This is a genomic window from Rhizobium sp. BR 317 (assembly GCF_047445835.1).
GTDB classification, from domain to species: Bacteria; Pseudomonadota; Alphaproteobacteria; order Rhizobiales; family Rhizobiaceae; genus Rhizobium; species Rhizobium paranaense.
This window is the reverse complement of the sequence record NZ_JARWLB010000006.1, coordinates 172,257-187,123: the sequence shown is the minus strand read 5'-3', so window position 1 is coordinate 187,123 and position 14,867 is coordinate 172,257. Positions and strand designations below refer to the sequence as shown.

Sequence of the window (14,867 nt, the reverse complement as noted above, 5' to 3'; positions counted from 1 at the left end):
CGATGTTGAGAATTGGAACACTATTTCTCGCCACATTGAGTTTAACCGCCATTTCTTTCGACCGAGCAGGCGCCCAGCAGATCACGGGCGAACCCGGCTCGCCCAGCGCAACGACGACGATCGACGGAAGATATCTTCCAAATCCGCCCGAAGCATTCCGCGGACAAATTGGCCTCGACGCCAAAAGCTCCAAGCCTTATTGGCCACCGCAGATCGTGCCTCCCAAGGGCGCACCGAATATCCTGCTCATCATGACAGATGACGCCGGCTACGGTGTTGCCGGCACATTCGGTGGCGTCATCCCGACGCCTGCGCTGGATCGCGTTGCGAAAGCCGGCCTGCGCTACACGCAGTTTCATTCGACAGCGCTCTGTTCTCCGACGAGGGCGGCACTGATCACCGGGCGAAACCATCATTCGTCGGGCTTCGGAGTCATTTCCGAACAGGCAACCGGTTACCCCGGCTACGATTCCATCATTGGCGTAAACAATGCCACGATCGGCGAGATTCTGAAGCAGAACGGCTTCGCAACGTCTTGGTTCGGCAAGGACCACAACACGCCCGCGTTCCAATACAGCAGCGCCGGGCCGTTCGACCAATGGCCTGTCGGAATGGGCTTCGAGTATTTCTACGGTTTTATGGGCGGAGACACCAACCAATGGACTCCTTATCTATTCCAGAACACAACGCAGGTTTTCCCCTGGATCGGCAAGCCTGCCTATAACCTCACCACGGATATGGCCGACAATGCTATCGACCACATCAGGCAATTGAATGCGGCAGCACCGCAAAAGCCGTTTTTCGTTTACTACGTGCCGGGCGGGACCCACGCTCCTCACCATCCGACCCAGGAATGGATCGATAAGTTCAAGGGCAAGTTCGACATGGGTTGGAACGAGCTGCGCGAACAGATTTTCGCCAATCAGAAGCGAATCGGGGTCATTCCGGCAAACACGCAATTGACACCCTGGCCGGATGACCTGCCGACGTGGGATAGCTTGGATGCCGACAGCAAGAAGCTGTTCGCGCGCCAGGCAGAGGTGTTCGCCGCCTATGTCGCCTATACCGATCACGAGATCGGAAGAGTGATCCAGGCAGTCGACGACCTGGGCAAGCTCGACAACACGCTCGTCATTTATATCGAGGGCGACAACGGCACGAGTGCCGAAGGCAGCACTCGTGGCACGCCCAACGAATTGATCACCATCGAGGGCATGCAGATCCCGGTCGCGGATCAGATGAAGTTCTATGACGTCTGGGGCTCCGACAAAACATACCCGCATATGTCCGTGGCGTGGTCATGGGCTTTTGACACACCATTCAAATGGACGAAGCAGGTCGCCTCGCATTTCGGCGGCACGCGGCAGGGCATGGCAATGGCCTGGCCGGCACGGATCAAGGACGCCGGCGGTATCCGCACTCAGTTCCATCATATGATCGATATCGTTCCCACCATTCTCGAGGCGACCGGAATTAGCGCTCCTGTCATGGTCAACGGCGTGGCGCAAAAACCGATTGAAGGCGTCAGCATGGCCTATAGCTGGGACAATGCCCAAGCTCCGTCGGCACGCACAACACAGTATTTCGAAATGTTCGGCAACCGCGCGATCTATAATGATGGCTGGATCGCCGCCACAACGCCGCCCGCAGCGCCTTGGCTGATGGGCACGACCAAAATGCCCGACGTCATCGACGGCTATAAATGGGAATTGTACAATCTCACGGAGGATTTTTCGGAGAATAACGATCTCGCCGCCAAGATGCCGGACAAGCTGCACCAAATGCAGGAATTGTTTCTCATGGAAGCGGCGAAATACAATGTCTTTCCGCTTGATAACTCTATCCTGGAGCGCCTCCTCACCCCGCGGCCGAGTGCCACGGCAGGGCGAAATGACTTCACCTATTCAGGTGTGATATCCGGTATTCCGCCCAGCAACGCTCCGAACATCGTGAACAGATCCTACACGATCACCGCGGAGGTGGAGATACCGCAGGATGGCGGCGAGGGTATGCTGGTCACCACAGGTGGACGCTTCGGCGGATACGGTTTCTATCTGCTCAAAGGCAAGCCGGTGTTTCTCTACAATTTTGTCGATATGGAGCGTTTTCGCTGGGAGGGTCACGATGCCTTGCCGGCCGGCAAGCACACCCTCGTGTTCGATTTCAAATCTGATGGCCCCGGTTTCGGCAAGGGCGGAACCGGCATCCTCAAAGTGGATGGTAACGAGGTCGCCAACGAGAAAATTCCGCACACAATTCCGGCGCTAATGCCGTGGGATGAAACCTTCGATGTCGGCGTCGATACGCGGACAGGCGTAGAGGACAACGACTATCAGGTGCCGTTCCCCTTTAACGGAAGTATCGGAAAGCTGGAGGTGGCGCTGCAGCCGTAGACGATGCGGGATAGAGGGGACATTGATATCGATGTCCCCTCTATCGAAGAAATTTCTCCATCCGGAAATTTTCGAGCGTCTGCCCGCGCTTTTCCACCGTCTGCGATCTCAAAATGCTAAAGCCTCGTCTTTCGAAGAAAGGTCTGGCGGTAAGGCTTGCCTCTGTGAAAATACGCCCGAGCCCTTGCCTTTTTGCCTCCATCTCGACCGTCGCGAGGAGCAAACTGGCTGCGCCCATACCCTGATAATCGGGATGGACAAACATCATATCCAGGAGCCCGTCGGGCACGAGATCCGCGAACCCGATTGACACATTCCCATACTGAGCGATCCAGGCCGGCCTGCTTGACCGTCGTTTCGCCCAGGCTTCCCTGTCTTCCACCTTGGCCCAGGCATCGACTTGAGCTTGAGTGTAGTCCTTCGACGCCACCTCCCGGATTGCTCTCAGGAATATGTCGATGGTCAAATCGGCGTCCGCCGGGAGATATGGTCTTACCGTCAGCATGTTGTCAGACACCTCAACCTCATCGCCGCGTACCGATCGCTTTTGCGCGTATTCTTATAGGGTAGCGCAGAATAGGGAACTCCCGGCTCGCGGGAGTGACCCGATGGCGCAGCCTCAAAATACGAATCCCGATTGCTTGCCGGCGCGCAAAATTGTATTTCCGCGGCATGACCGACATTCTTGCCACTCCACGCCATGAGGTAGGCGGCGCATTCCTCGTTGCCGCCCTCTATCATTTCGTTTCAGTCCCGCGCTTCGAAGCCCTGCGGGAGCCGCTGCTTGCGCTCTGTGAGGCAAACGGGATCAAGGGCACGCTGCTCCTCGCCCATGAGGGCATCAACGGCACCATCGCCGGCACGGATGCAGGCATCGGCGTGGTCCTCTCCTTCCTGCGCGCCCAGCCGGAATTTTCGGGGCTGGAACACAAGGAAAGCCGCGCGTCGAAAATGCCCTTCGTCCGCATGAAGGTGAAACTGAAGAAAGAGATCGTCACCATGGGCGTCGAGAATATCGACCCCAACAGGATCGTCGGCACCTATGTTGCGCCGAAGGACTGGAATGCGCTGATCTCCGACCCCGACACCATCGTCATCGACACGCGCAACGATTACGAGACGGCGATCGGTATCTTTCAGGGCGCGGTCGATCCGAAGACCAAGACGTTTCGTGAATTTCCGGAATGGGTGCGCCAGAACGAGGGCCTGCACAACAAGCCGAAGATTGCCATGTATTGCACCGGTGGCATCCGCTGCGAGAAGGCGACCGCCTTCATGAAAGAGCAGGGTTTCGACGAGGTTTACCACCTCAAGGGCGGCATCCTGAAATATCTTGAGGAAGTGCCCGCCGAGGAAAGCCTGTGGGAAGGCGCCTGCTTCGTCTTCGACGAACGCGTCTCCGTCGAGCATGGCCTGAAGGAAGGCAATCACAAGCTCTGCCATGCATGCCGCAACCCGATCACCGCGGAAGAGGTCACCTCGCCCTTCTATGAAGCCGGCGTCTCCTGTAGCCATTGCTATCACGACCGCACTGAAGAAGACCGCAAGCGCTTCCGCGAGCGCCAGCGCCAGGTGATGCTCGCCCGCAAGCGTGGCCAGGAGCATATTGGCGGCTGAATTTAGGCGGCAGCTTCCCGCTCAACGTCGAGTACGCGGGCCATCTGCGCCTTTAGCCGTTTGCTGATCTCGGCCTCCGGCAGCGGTTTACCGAAGAAATAGCCCTGCAGCACGTCGCAACCGAAGCGCTCCAGGGCGTTGCCCTGCTCTTCCGTCTCGATGCCTTCCGCCGTCACCGGAATGTCGAGTGAACGCGCCAAAGCCACCGTCGCCTGCAGCATCTCGCGGGCGCGGCTATCCTCCAGAACATCCATGGTCAGCGACCGGTCGATCTTGATGCGATCGAAGCCGAATTGGCGGAGATAGCCGATCGAGGAGAAGCCCGAGCCGAAGTCGTCCAGCGCCACCTTGACGCCGAGTTGTTTCAGCCGCTCGATCGACTGGCGGGTGCGCTCGGGATTCTGGATAATGTAGCCTTCGGTGATTTCCAGCGTGACGCGTTCGGCTTCGATCTCGGTATGTTTCAGGACATGCCGGACATAGTCGGCAAAGGCGGGGTTGCGGAATTGCCCCGGCGAGACGTTGACGGCAATCCGCAGGTCCGGCCATTGCCGCGCCGTCTCGCAGGCCTTGCGCAAGACGAACAGACCGAGCGCCTCGATCAAACCACTGGTTTCGGCAACGGGAATGAAGGCTTCAGGCGAAATCGGCCCGTGACCGGGCCTGTTCCAGCGCACCAACGCCTCGACGCCGGTGATCTCATGGCTCCTGGCATCGACCAGCGGCTGATAGGCGAGTGTCAGCTCTTCCTTTTCGATGGCATTGCGCAGATCAAGTTCCAGAGCGTTGCGCTCCTCGCGATCGGCATCCATCGCCGTCTCGTAGCAGGCCATACGAGCGCGCCCGGCTTCCTTGGCCTTATACATGGCGAGATCGGCGCGGCGCACCAACTCTTCGCGACCGATGCGGCCCTCCGGCGAGCTAGCAATGCCGATACTGGCACCGACGACCACCACGCGGCGACCGATCTCCAGCGGCTCGGTAAAGAAATCCAGCACCTGTTCGGCAAGTCTGAGCGCCGGTGCATCGTTCAGTTCCTTGGTCGGAAAGGCGACAGCGAATTCATCGCCGCCCAGCCGCGCAAGGATTGCCTTCGGCGGAATAAGCACATTCAGCCCGGCTGCGACGGCGCGGATCAACTGGTCGCCGGTGCCGTGGCCATAGGAATCATTGATTTCCTTGAAGCCGTCGAGATCGAGATAGAGCAAGAGGACATTGCTGCCATCGGCGCGGGCGCTCTCGACCAGCCGGTCTACATCGAGACGAAGGCCCTCGCGATTGAGAAGGCCGCTGAGCCGGTCCCTGAGCGAGCCCTGCCGCGCCAGCACCTCTTCCGCCCTGAGCCGCCGTCCTGCCAGCGACCCCAGCATCAGCAGCACCAGAAAGAACATGCCGACTAGGCCGAGAGCGCCGACCACCAGCGGACGGGCCTGCTGATAGCTGACGTCACCAGGACCGCGCGACGTCCAGACCAGCCGCCCGAGCGGCTTGCCGAGCGGATCGACGATCGAAACGGCATAGCGCGCGACCGTGTCTGGCGGCACCAGCCTGAGGCCGCTGATGACGTAGGTATTGGAAAGCATCTTGATCTTGGCCGCATCGAGATGCCGAACGAAGATCAGATAGCGGCGCTTGCCTTCCGGCACCGGGATACGGCCGGATTTTTCGCGGATTGTCCCCACGCCGACAGCGGCGATGCCCTTATTGGTCATCACATAGCCGCTCGCCTCCGGCACGCTGGTCACGCGCGTCTTGCGCACCTGATCCACCAAGGCCCAGAGCGAGGGACCGAAAACATCCTCGATCCTATCGGCCATCGGTTTGCCGTCCTGATAGGCAATGATCGGCTTGTTGTCATCGTCGACCACCAGCGCCATGTCGAACAGGGCGCCATCGGAGGACATCTCGCCGTAGTTGCCGGCGATCCAGTCCTGGTCGTTTTCATCATAGACATTTTTGACGGCGGTATTGCGCGCGGCATAGTCATGCAGCGTGGCATCGAGCAGGCCTTCGAAGGTCTTCAGCGCACCGGCAGTAGTTTCCCAGGAGCGCTCGTCGTCCAATTTGTTGGAATAGTCTGCGACCCGACCAATCGCCGTCAGCACCATCAGGGTAACCACGGTGACCACCAAAGCGAACGAAAACAAAACGGCCGTCACGATAGAATGACGACCGAATTGCGTATTCCGCCGGAATGACCCGAAAACTGCTCCCAACGCGCTTCTCCTTGGCTTGGGAAGTCTGCCGTCAGGTCTTCAAAAAACGGTTAAAGCGAACCTATGATTATTGCAGTAGAGGGTTGTATATTTGTGGAGGCGGCAAGCATTCATACGGATGCGCGGATCGCCTGCACAAAACGATCGAGGCCGGCTTGCAACGCGCCGGTCCGTTGCGCTTCCGCCAGGACCATTGCCTGCGCTTCATCGCTCTTGCCGGCAAGCGGCACGCGCAGAAAAGCTTCCGGCACGATGCGGAGTGACATTGTCCTCAATACTTCGGTCAGTTGTTCCAGAACAAGATCGCCGCGATGGGAGGCATGCGCAAACATCAGCGGCTTGAACGGCACTTCGTCGCGCGACACCAGCCAATCCAATGCGTTCTTGAACCCGCCGGGAATGCCGTGGGCATATTCCGGGCAGGAGACGATCAGTCCGTCCGCATCGCGGATCTTCGCCGCCAAGGTTTTGACGGTAGGCGGCGTCCTGTCACCTTCATGATCCGGATTGAAGATCGGCAGATTGCCGATCAAATCGCAGATTTCGATGGAGATTCCCTCGGGCGATACCAGCCGCAGGGCTTCCAGCAGCCGAAGACTGGTCGAAGCCTGCCTTTGGCTGCCGCAGAGCGCGTAGAGGGAGAGCGGGCGCTGGGTCATGCGCAAGACTTATCAGGTGCCGCCGATTCGAGCGACCTTCACCCTCTCCTTTTGGAAAGATCGGAAAGACGGCACAAATCAAGCCGTCTTGTGATTCCCCTTCGGGAACTGCCCGGCGAGTTCGCGGTACCATTTGCCGCTCTTCTTCACCGTGCGCACCTGCGTCTCGTAATCGACATGCACGAGCCCGAAGCGCATGCGGTAGCCTTCCGCCCATTCGAAATTGTCCATCAGGCTCCAGGCGAAATAGCCGCGCATCGGATAGCCGTCCTTGATCAGGTCGGCGACGACGCCGAGATGATCGATGTAGTAATCGAGGCGCGGCTGGTCGTCGACTTCACCCTTGACGACACCCATGTTGTAGCAGGCGCCGTTTTCGGTGATGTAGCATTCCGGCAGTTCGTAGCGCTTGTAGAGGTCTTGCACGACGTGCTTCAGGCCCGGCGCATAGATTTCCCAGCCGATATCGGTCTTGGCGGTGCTGACCGGAGGCGCTTCCTTCGTCCAGGGGAAATCGCCACTCTTGGACGCATCGTCGAAGACGCGCATCGGCATATAGTAGTTCAGCCCCCACCAGTCGAGCTTCTGATTGATGATCTTTTGATCGCCATCCTCGACAACAGGCATGCGGTCGCCGAGCGCGTCGACAAATTCCTTCGGGTACTCACCCTTGAAGATCGGATCGAAGAAGGCGCCGTTGTGGAACTGATGCGCGCGCTCGACAGCGGCCTGATCTTCGGCGCTATCGGAACCGGGAAGGATCGATGCAGCGTTGAGCACGATACCCACCGGCACCTTCGGCGCCACCGACCGTATTGCCTCGACGCCGAGGCCATGCGCGAGATTCATGGTGTGCATGGCATAAAGCGCGGCCTGCATGTTGCGTTCGCCGGGCGCATGGACGCCATAGAGGTGGCTAAGCCAGACAATGCACCAGGGCTCGTTGAAGGTTGCGACCGAATCCAGCCGATCGCCGAGGCGCGCCATCACCGTCTTCGCATAACGCTGATAGGCATAGGCCGTCGAACGCGCCGTCCAGCCGCCGTCGCCCGCAAGCGTCAGCGGCAGATCCCAGTGATAGAGCGTTGCGAAGGTCTTGATGCCGCGCGCCTTGCAGCCATCGACCAGACGATCGTAGAAATCGAGGCCGGCCTCGTTCACTGGACCGGTGCCATCGGGAATGATGCGCGGCCAGGCGATCGAGAAGCGATAGGCCTCAACGCCCATCTCCTTGATCAGATCGAGATCCTGCTCCAGCCGGTTATAGTGATCGCAGGCGACATCGCCGTTGTGGCGTTGATAAACGCGGCCCGGCATGTTGGCGAAGGCATCCCAGATCGACGGCTTGCGGCCATCCGCCTTGGTGGCGCCTTCGATCTGAAAAGCGGCAGTGGCGACGCCAAACGTGAAATCGCCCGGGAAACGGGCGGCGAACTTCTTTGGATCAATCATGACTAATCTCGTTTCTTTCAAACGGCGGGACGGCAAGATGCGATCGACCGCGCTCACGATATTGGGCCCGCGCGCGGTTTAAACCAGCGAAAACGTCCTTGTACAGCCCTGAAATGACAAAACTGCAACGTTGCAGTCAGAAGTCGAAAAGCATGGAGCGACAGACAACCCGCCGCCCCATGCGCAGAAATCAAAGCTTGATCCAGGCACCATTGCGCTTCGAGGAGGCAACGCAGGCCTCGACGAAAGCAACACCCTTCACGCCGTCATCGACGGTCGGATAGACCACGGCCGGATCGACTGCCACGCCCTTCTTGCGGGCATTGATGGCCCGCGCAGCCTCGGTGTAGATCGTGGCGAAGGCTTCAAGATAGCCTTCCGGATGACCCGACGGGATGCGCGAGACGCGGGCGGCAGCAGCACCAGTGCCTGCACCGTTGCGAGTGAGCAGGCGCTTCGGTTCGCCGAACGGCGTGTACCAGAGATAGTTCGGATCGGCCTGCGTCCACTCGATGCCGCCCTTGGTGCCGTAGACGCGGACCTTGAGACCGTTCTCATGACCCGGCGCCACCTGGCTGCACCACAGCATGCCCTTAGCCGGCTTTTCCTTGCCCTTTGCCTTGAAGCGCAGCAGCAGATGACCATTGTCGTCAAGACGGCGGCCTTCAACGAAGCTGTCGAGATCGGCGGCAAGGCTGTCGAGTTCCAGGCCAGAGACGAAGGAGGCGAGGTTATAGGCATGAGTGCCGATATCGCCGGTGGAACCACCGGCGCCGGACTGCGACGGATCGGTGCGCCATGCGGCCTGCTTCTGACCCGACTGCTCGATATTTTCCGTCAGCCAATCCTGCGGATATTCCGCCTGCACGATGCGGATATCGCCGAGCTCGCCGTTGGCGATCATCTCGCGCGCCTGGCGGACCATCGGATAGCCGGTATAGTTGTGCGTCAGGATAAACAGCGCGCCGCTTTCGTCAGCCACCTTCTTCAGCTTCTTGGCGTCGGCAAGATTGGAGGTCAGCGGCTTGTCGCAGATGACGTGGATGCCGCGCTTCAGGAATTCCTTGGCGGCATCATAGTGAACATGGTTCGGCGTCACGATCGCGACGGCTTCGATGCCGTTTTTCAGCTTGGCTTCCCGGATCGCCATGTCGCGATAGCTGGAGTAGGTGCGCGAGGGATCGAGGCCAAGATCGCGCCCCGAAGCCATCGCCTTGTCCGGCGAGGCCGACAGCGCGCCGGCGACGAGATCGAACTGGTCGTCAATACGCGCGGCGATACGGTGCACCGCACCGATAAAGGCGCCAGCGCCGCCGCCCACCATGCCAAGCCGAATGCGCGGCTCCCGCGTCTGTTCCGATGATCCTTCGATTGCCATATGGTCCTCCTGAAAATTGAATTGTGTGGATGCGACCGCTTGGCGCKATCGTTCCCTCTCCCCGCTTGCGGGGAGAGGGCTAGGGTGAGGGGCCGAACCCTCAGCAAGTTCTGAATTAGCGGAAAATATCGAGAAGGCCCCTCATCCGACCTGTCGCAATTTCGCTACGCTCAATCGCTCCAGCCCACCTTCTCCCCGCACTTGCCGGGCGAAGGGGCTTGATCAAAGCCCMAGCATGCGCCGGTTGGCCGCCTGGTCCGTGCCGCTGCCGGCGAAGTCGTCGAAGGCCTTTTCCGTCACGCGGATGATGTGCGCCTTGACGAATTCAGAGCCTTCGCGCGCACCGTCTTCGGGATGCTTCAGCGCGCACTCCCATTCGACCACGGCCCAGCCGTCGAAATTATTGGCGGTCATCTTCGAGAAGACGGCACCGAAATCGACCTGGCCATCGCCGAGCGAGCGGAAGCGGCCGGCGCGTTCGACCCAGCCCTGATAGCCGCCATAGACGCCCTGACGCCCGGTCGGATTGAACTCCGCATCCTTGACGTGGAACATCTTGATGCGGTCCTTGTAGATGTCGATGTTCTCGAGATAGTCGAGGCACTGCAGGACATAGTGCGAGGGATCGTAGAGCATGTTGGCGCGCGGATGGTTCTTCACGCGCTCCAGGAACATCTCGAAGGTGATGCCGTCATGCAGGTCTTCGCCCGGATGGATTTCGTAGCAGACGTCGACGCCGTTTTCGTCGGCATGATTGAGGATCGGCGTCCAGCGGCGAGCCAGTTCCTCGAAGGCGGTTTCGACGAGACCGGCCGGGCGCTGCGGCCAGGGATAGATGAAGGGCCAGGCAAGCGCGCCCGAGAAAGTCGCATGCGCCTTGATGCCCAGATGCTTCGAAGCTGTCAGGGCCATCTTCACCTGCTCGACGGCCCATTCCTGACGCGCCTTCGGATTGCCGCGCACTTCCGGCGCCGCAAAGCCGTCAAAGGCTTCGTCATAGGCAGGATGCACGGCGACGAGCTGCCCCTGAAGGTGGGTGGAAAGCTCCGTGACTTCGACGCCGTTGGCACGGGCAACCCCGGCGAATTCGTCGCAATAATCCTTGGAGGAGGCAGCCTTCTTCAGGTCGATGAGCTGGCTTGCCCAGGTCGGAACCTGCACACCGACATAGCCGGCATCGGCAGCCCATTTCGTGATCGAATCCCACGAGTTGAATGGTGCCGCGTCACCGGCGAACTGGCCAAGAAACAGGCCTGGACCCTTGATCGTCTTCATCAGTAATTCCTCCCTAATCGCGTTCTGTAAACGTTTCCGATGCCCTTCCAACCCATATCTAAGGCGGCCGGGATGCCGTAACCTCAAAAAATTATAGGGTCGTCGGGCTGAAAGTCGAATGCCTCATGACCTAATCACGGCCCGCCGCCGACGGCAAGAGGTACGTGCCGCAAAAATTGCCCGGGAGCGCGAAACGAAACGTCAGCCGCATGAAAAACGCCCGCCGGAACCGGCGGGCGCATCCGTCTGGATCAACAGATCAGAACGGAGAATCGGCGAAGTAGAAGTCCTTGGCATTGTCCTTGGTGACCAAGGTCGCATCCAGGATATAATTGCCGCGAACCGGAACCTGGTCGTAGAAGTTGGCAGCCGTCAGCTCCATGGCCGTGCCGACCATCGCCGGCGGATAGAGCACATCGACCGGGATCAGCTTATCGCCGTCCATGACCTTTTTGACCATGTCCTTCGAGCCCGCGCCGGCGATGACATATTGGATGTCGGTGCGCTTGGCCTGGTCAATCGCCTGCAGCACGCCAACGGCCATATCGTCATCCTGGCACCATACGACGTCGATCTTCGGGAACTTCGTCAGATAGTCTTGCATGACCTTGAAAGCATCGTCGCGGTTCCAGTTGCCGTATTGCCGGTCGAGAACCTTGACGTTGGAGCCGGCGATACCCTTGTCGAAACCATCCTGACGCTGCTGGTCGATCGGGATCGGCAGACCGCGGATAACGACGACCTGAGCATTCGGGGTATGAGCCTTGATATATTCGCCTGCCGTCTGGCCGAGAGCAGGATTGTTGCCGGCAACATAGAGGTCGCGGACGGAATTGTCGTTGTTGCTCGGCGCGCGGTCGACGAGAGCGACGAACTTGCCCTTGTCCTTGACTTCCTTGATCGCATTGACCAGCGGATCAGGATCCGACGGCAGGATCACGAGAGCGTCGATGCCCTGGGTCTCAAGGTCCTGCACCGCATTTGCCTGACTTGCGGCATCGGGCGAGGTCTTGACGATGACATTCAGCCCGGGATGTTCCGCCATCAAGAGTTTGGCGACGCGTTCGGCGTGGAAGACGACGCCGGAGGTCCAGCCATGGTCCGCCGCCGGAATGGAAACACCGATGGTGACCTTCTTGTCCTCCGCATGGACCGTGCCGGCCAGAGCCGCCAGCACGACAGCCAGACCAATGAGTCTTTTACGCATATTTCATCCTCCCAGATAGAAACAGGGCATTGTCATAAAGACCGGGCGCCCCTTAGACCCGGTTATTCGCTATTTGCGAGCAAGCGAGCGCTGAACCAGCATGGCGACGATGATGATCGCGCCCTGGATGGCACTGAGCAGATATTCGCTGATGAAATTGGAAAGCAGCATGATGTTGCCGACCAGCTCGAGGATGAAGGCGCCGCAAATGGTCCCCCATACCCTGCCCGCTCCGCCCTTCAGCGCCGTACCGCCAACGACGACGGCCGTGATCGCCTGCAACTCCCACAAGCTACCCGTCGTTGCCGATGTCGAACCAAGCCGCGGCACGTAGAGAAGCACGGCGATCGACACACACAGGCCCTGGATGACGAAGGCGATGGTACGCACGCGATTGACCGCAACGCCGGAATAACGCGCAACGTCGCGATTGGAGCCGACGGCGATGACATGCCGGCCATAGCGGGTGCGATAAAGGATGAAGGCCGCAACTGCAGTGACCACGAGGATGACCGCGATCGGCACCGGCACGCCGAGCACGGAGCCATAATAGGCAGGCTTGTAAAGCGCCTGCAGATCCGCCGGGCGCAAGGTGATCGCGCCGCCCTGCGATAGCCAGGTCGTCAAGCCGCGATAGACGCCCATCGTGCCCAAAGTGGCGATGAACGGCTCGATCTTGCCCATGGTCGTGATCAGGCCATTGGCGAGGCCGCAGAGGAGACCGGCGACGATCKAGAACAACACGGCTGCAGCCAGCATCAGGGCCGGATCGGCTATGACGCCTGAATTCAGCAGGAGGATCATCAGGCTTGCGACGAAGGCGACCATGGCGCCAACCGACAAATCGAGATCGCCCGCCGAGATAACGAAGGTGGCTCCAACCGCGATGATCGCAATATAGGCGCATCTCGTCGCGACATTGGTGAGATTGGTCATGCCGATGAAGTTGGGGTTGACCAATGCGCCCACGATGAGAAGCAGAACCAAGGCCGCAAACGGCGCAACGGCCCTGAGATCGACATCCCGCCAGGACCGGCCTCGCCGGCCTGTCTTCCCGCTGCTGTCTTCGCCCACGCTCATATCCAAAACCAACCTCCCGTTCCCATCATGGCTGGGAATTCGCCTTGCTCTCTTGCAGCCGGGTTCAGGCCGCCGTCTTTTTCTTCAGGCCCGCCGCATAACGCATGATTTCCTGCTCGGAGATCTCATCCCCTTCAAGCACGCCGACGATCCGGCCTTCGCGCATCACGGCGATCCGCGTGCACAGTCCGATGACCTCGGGCATCTCCGACGAGACCACGATGATCGAATGGCCGTCTCGGGCCAGCGCCGAAATGAAATGGTAGATCTGCTGTTTCGTGCCGACATCGATGCCGCGGGTCGGCTCGTCGATGATGATKATTTGCGGTTCGGTCTCCATGACCTTCGCGAGAAGCAATTTCTGCTGATTGCCGCCGGACATGCGGCCAGCGATGATATTGCCGTCACGAACGCGGATGTCGAAACGGCGGCGTGCCCGCGCCAATGCGCTMGCTTCGCTCGAGGCGCTGAGATAGCCGAACTTGCCGTGCCGATCCAGGGACTGGAGGGTCAGGTTGACAGCCATGCCCGAACTCAGAAGCAGCCCCTTGGACTTGCGGTCCTTGGTCATATAGGCAAGGCCGGCATCGATGGCGGCATGCACATCATGCGGCGGCACGGAGTGGCCGTTGGCGACGACCTCACCGCCAGCACGCGAGCGCAGGCCGACGATCGCCTCCATCAGTTCGGTGCGGCCCGATCCGATCATGCCGGAAAAGCCCAATATTTCGCCCTTGCGCAGCTCGAAGCTCGCATCACGGACATAGCCCGTCGAAAGAGAACTGACGCTGAGCACGACCTTTTCGTCGACATCGGGCTCGTTCTTGGCGGGATAGAGGCTGGAGAGCTCCCGCCCAACCATCAACTGGGCAATCGATTCGCCGTCGAGCAGCGAGGTTTGCGATGTCTTCACCCATTGACCGTCGCGCAGCACCGTGACCCGGTCCGTCAGCTCCATGACCTCGTCGAGCTTGTGGGACACGAACACGAAGCTTGTTCCCTGGTCGCGCAGCTTGCGCACCTGTTTGAACAGGAAGTTGGTTTCCTCCCGCGACAGAACGGCGGTTGGCTCGTCCATGAAGACGATCCTGGCGTCCCGGCTGATCGCCTTGGCGATCTCCACCATCTGCTTGTCGGCGATGGAAAGCGTGCCGATCAGGGCGTTCACGTCGACATGCGATCCCAGGAGATCGAGGACACGCCGCGTTTCGGCGCGCATATATTTGCGGTCGAGCACGCCGAAACGCGTGACTTCACGGCCGAGAAACAGGCTCTCGGTAACGGTCAGATGTTCGGCGAGATTGAATTCCTGGTGGATGATGACAATGCCGAGCACTTCCGCGCCGCCGTTGGGCGGCAGCTTCACCACCTGGCCGTCGAGCAGGATCTCGCCTGAGCTTGGCTGCTCGAAACCGGAGAGAATTTTGACGAGCGTCGACTTGCCGGCGCCATTCTCGCCCATGAGCGCGTGGATCTCGCCGGCCCGAAGATCGAAATTGACGCTGAACAGCACCTGCACGCCGCTGAAGGACTTGGAAATTCGCCTCGCGGACAGCACTACCGCGCCGTCGACGGTCTCCGAACTCATTA

General features: G+C 59.8%; 11 protein-coding genes. 2 read left to right on the top strand and 9 right to left on the bottom strand.

Translation table 11 applies throughout. The features are described from left to right. The first annotated feature begins 2 nt into the window (after positions 1–2). The gene (locus tag QD357_RS12085) at positions 3–2,393 is read left to right on the top strand and encodes an arylsulfatase (protein WP_107109258.1); all 2,391 of its coding nucleotides are present in this window, start codon (positions 3–5) and stop codon (positions 2,391–2,393) included. A gap of 40 nt (positions 2,394–2,433) precedes the next feature. Here QD357_RS12085 and QD357_RS12080 read toward each other — a convergent pair whose 3' ends face one another. Next, on the bottom strand, positions 2,434–2,898 hold the full coding sequence (locus QD357_RS12080) for a GNAT family N-acetyltransferase (protein ID WP_107109259.1): 465 nt from the start codon (positions 2,896–2,898) through the stop codon (positions 2,434–2,436). A 167-nt stretch (positions 2,899–3,065) separates the two neighbouring features. Here QD357_RS12080 and QD357_RS12075 point away from each other — a divergent pair, with 167 nt between their 5' ends. After that, the gene (locus QD357_RS12075) at positions 3,066–4,010 is read left to right on the top strand and encodes a rhodanese-related sulfurtransferase (RefSeq protein WP_107109476.1); all 945 of its coding nucleotides are present in this window, start codon (positions 3,066–3,068) and stop codon (positions 4,008–4,010) included. Between the two features lie 2 nt (positions 4,011–4,012). On the opposite strand, the gene QD357_RS12070 is transcribed toward QD357_RS12075, so the two are convergent. The 8 genes from QD357_RS12070 to QD357_RS12035 form a co-directional block, all read right to left on the bottom strand. Then, the gene (locus QD357_RS12070; protein ID WP_107109260.1) at positions 4,013–6,226 is read right to left on the bottom strand and encodes a bifunctional diguanylate cyclase/phosphodiesterase; all 2,214 of its coding nucleotides are present in this window, start codon (positions 6,224–6,226) and stop codon (positions 4,013–4,015) included. A gap of 110 nt (positions 6,227–6,336) precedes the next feature. After that, complete coding sequence (locus QD357_RS12065) at positions 6,337–6,885, bottom strand: NADPH-dependent FMN reductase (RefSeq protein WP_107109261.1); 549 nt, start codon at positions 6,883–6,885, stop codon at positions 6,337–6,339. 78 nt (positions 6,886–6,963) lie between these two features. Next, the gene (locus QD357_RS12060; RefSeq protein ID WP_107109262.1) at positions 6,964–8,337 is read right to left on the bottom strand and encodes a GH1 family beta-glucosidase; all 1,374 of its coding nucleotides are present in this window, start codon (positions 8,335–8,337) and stop codon (positions 6,964–6,966) included. 190 nt (positions 8,338–8,527) lie between these two features. Then, positions 8,528–9,715, bottom strand: a complete 1,188-nt coding sequence (locus QD357_RS12055; protein WP_107109263.1) for a Gfo/Idh/MocA family protein — start codon at positions 9,713–9,715, stop codon at positions 8,528–8,530. 222 nt (positions 9,716–9,937) lie between these two features. Then, positions 9,938–10,990, bottom strand: a complete 1,053-nt coding sequence (locus QD357_RS12050) for a sugar phosphate isomerase/epimerase family protein (RefSeq protein ID WP_047628952.1) — start codon at positions 10,988–10,990, stop codon at positions 9,938–9,940. A 259-nt stretch (positions 10,991–11,249) separates the two neighbouring features. After that, positions 11,250–12,197: a substrate-binding domain-containing protein gene (locus QD357_RS12045; RefSeq protein WP_107109264.1), complete on the bottom strand. Its 948-nt coding sequence runs from the start codon at positions 12,195–12,197 to the stop codon at positions 11,250–11,252. A 69-nt stretch (positions 12,198–12,266) separates the two neighbouring features. Next, complete coding sequence (locus QD357_RS12040; protein ID WP_414124406.1) at positions 12,267–13,277, bottom strand: ABC transporter permease; 1,011 nt, start codon at positions 13,275–13,277, stop codon at positions 12,267–12,269. A gap of 64 nt (positions 13,278–13,341) precedes the next feature. Beyond that, on the bottom strand, positions 13,342–14,865 hold the full coding sequence (locus tag QD357_RS12035; RefSeq protein ID WP_107109266.1) for a sugar ABC transporter ATP-binding protein: 1,524 nt from the start codon (positions 14,863–14,865) through the stop codon (positions 13,342–13,344). Between the last annotated feature and the right edge of the window lie 2 nt (positions 14,866–14,867).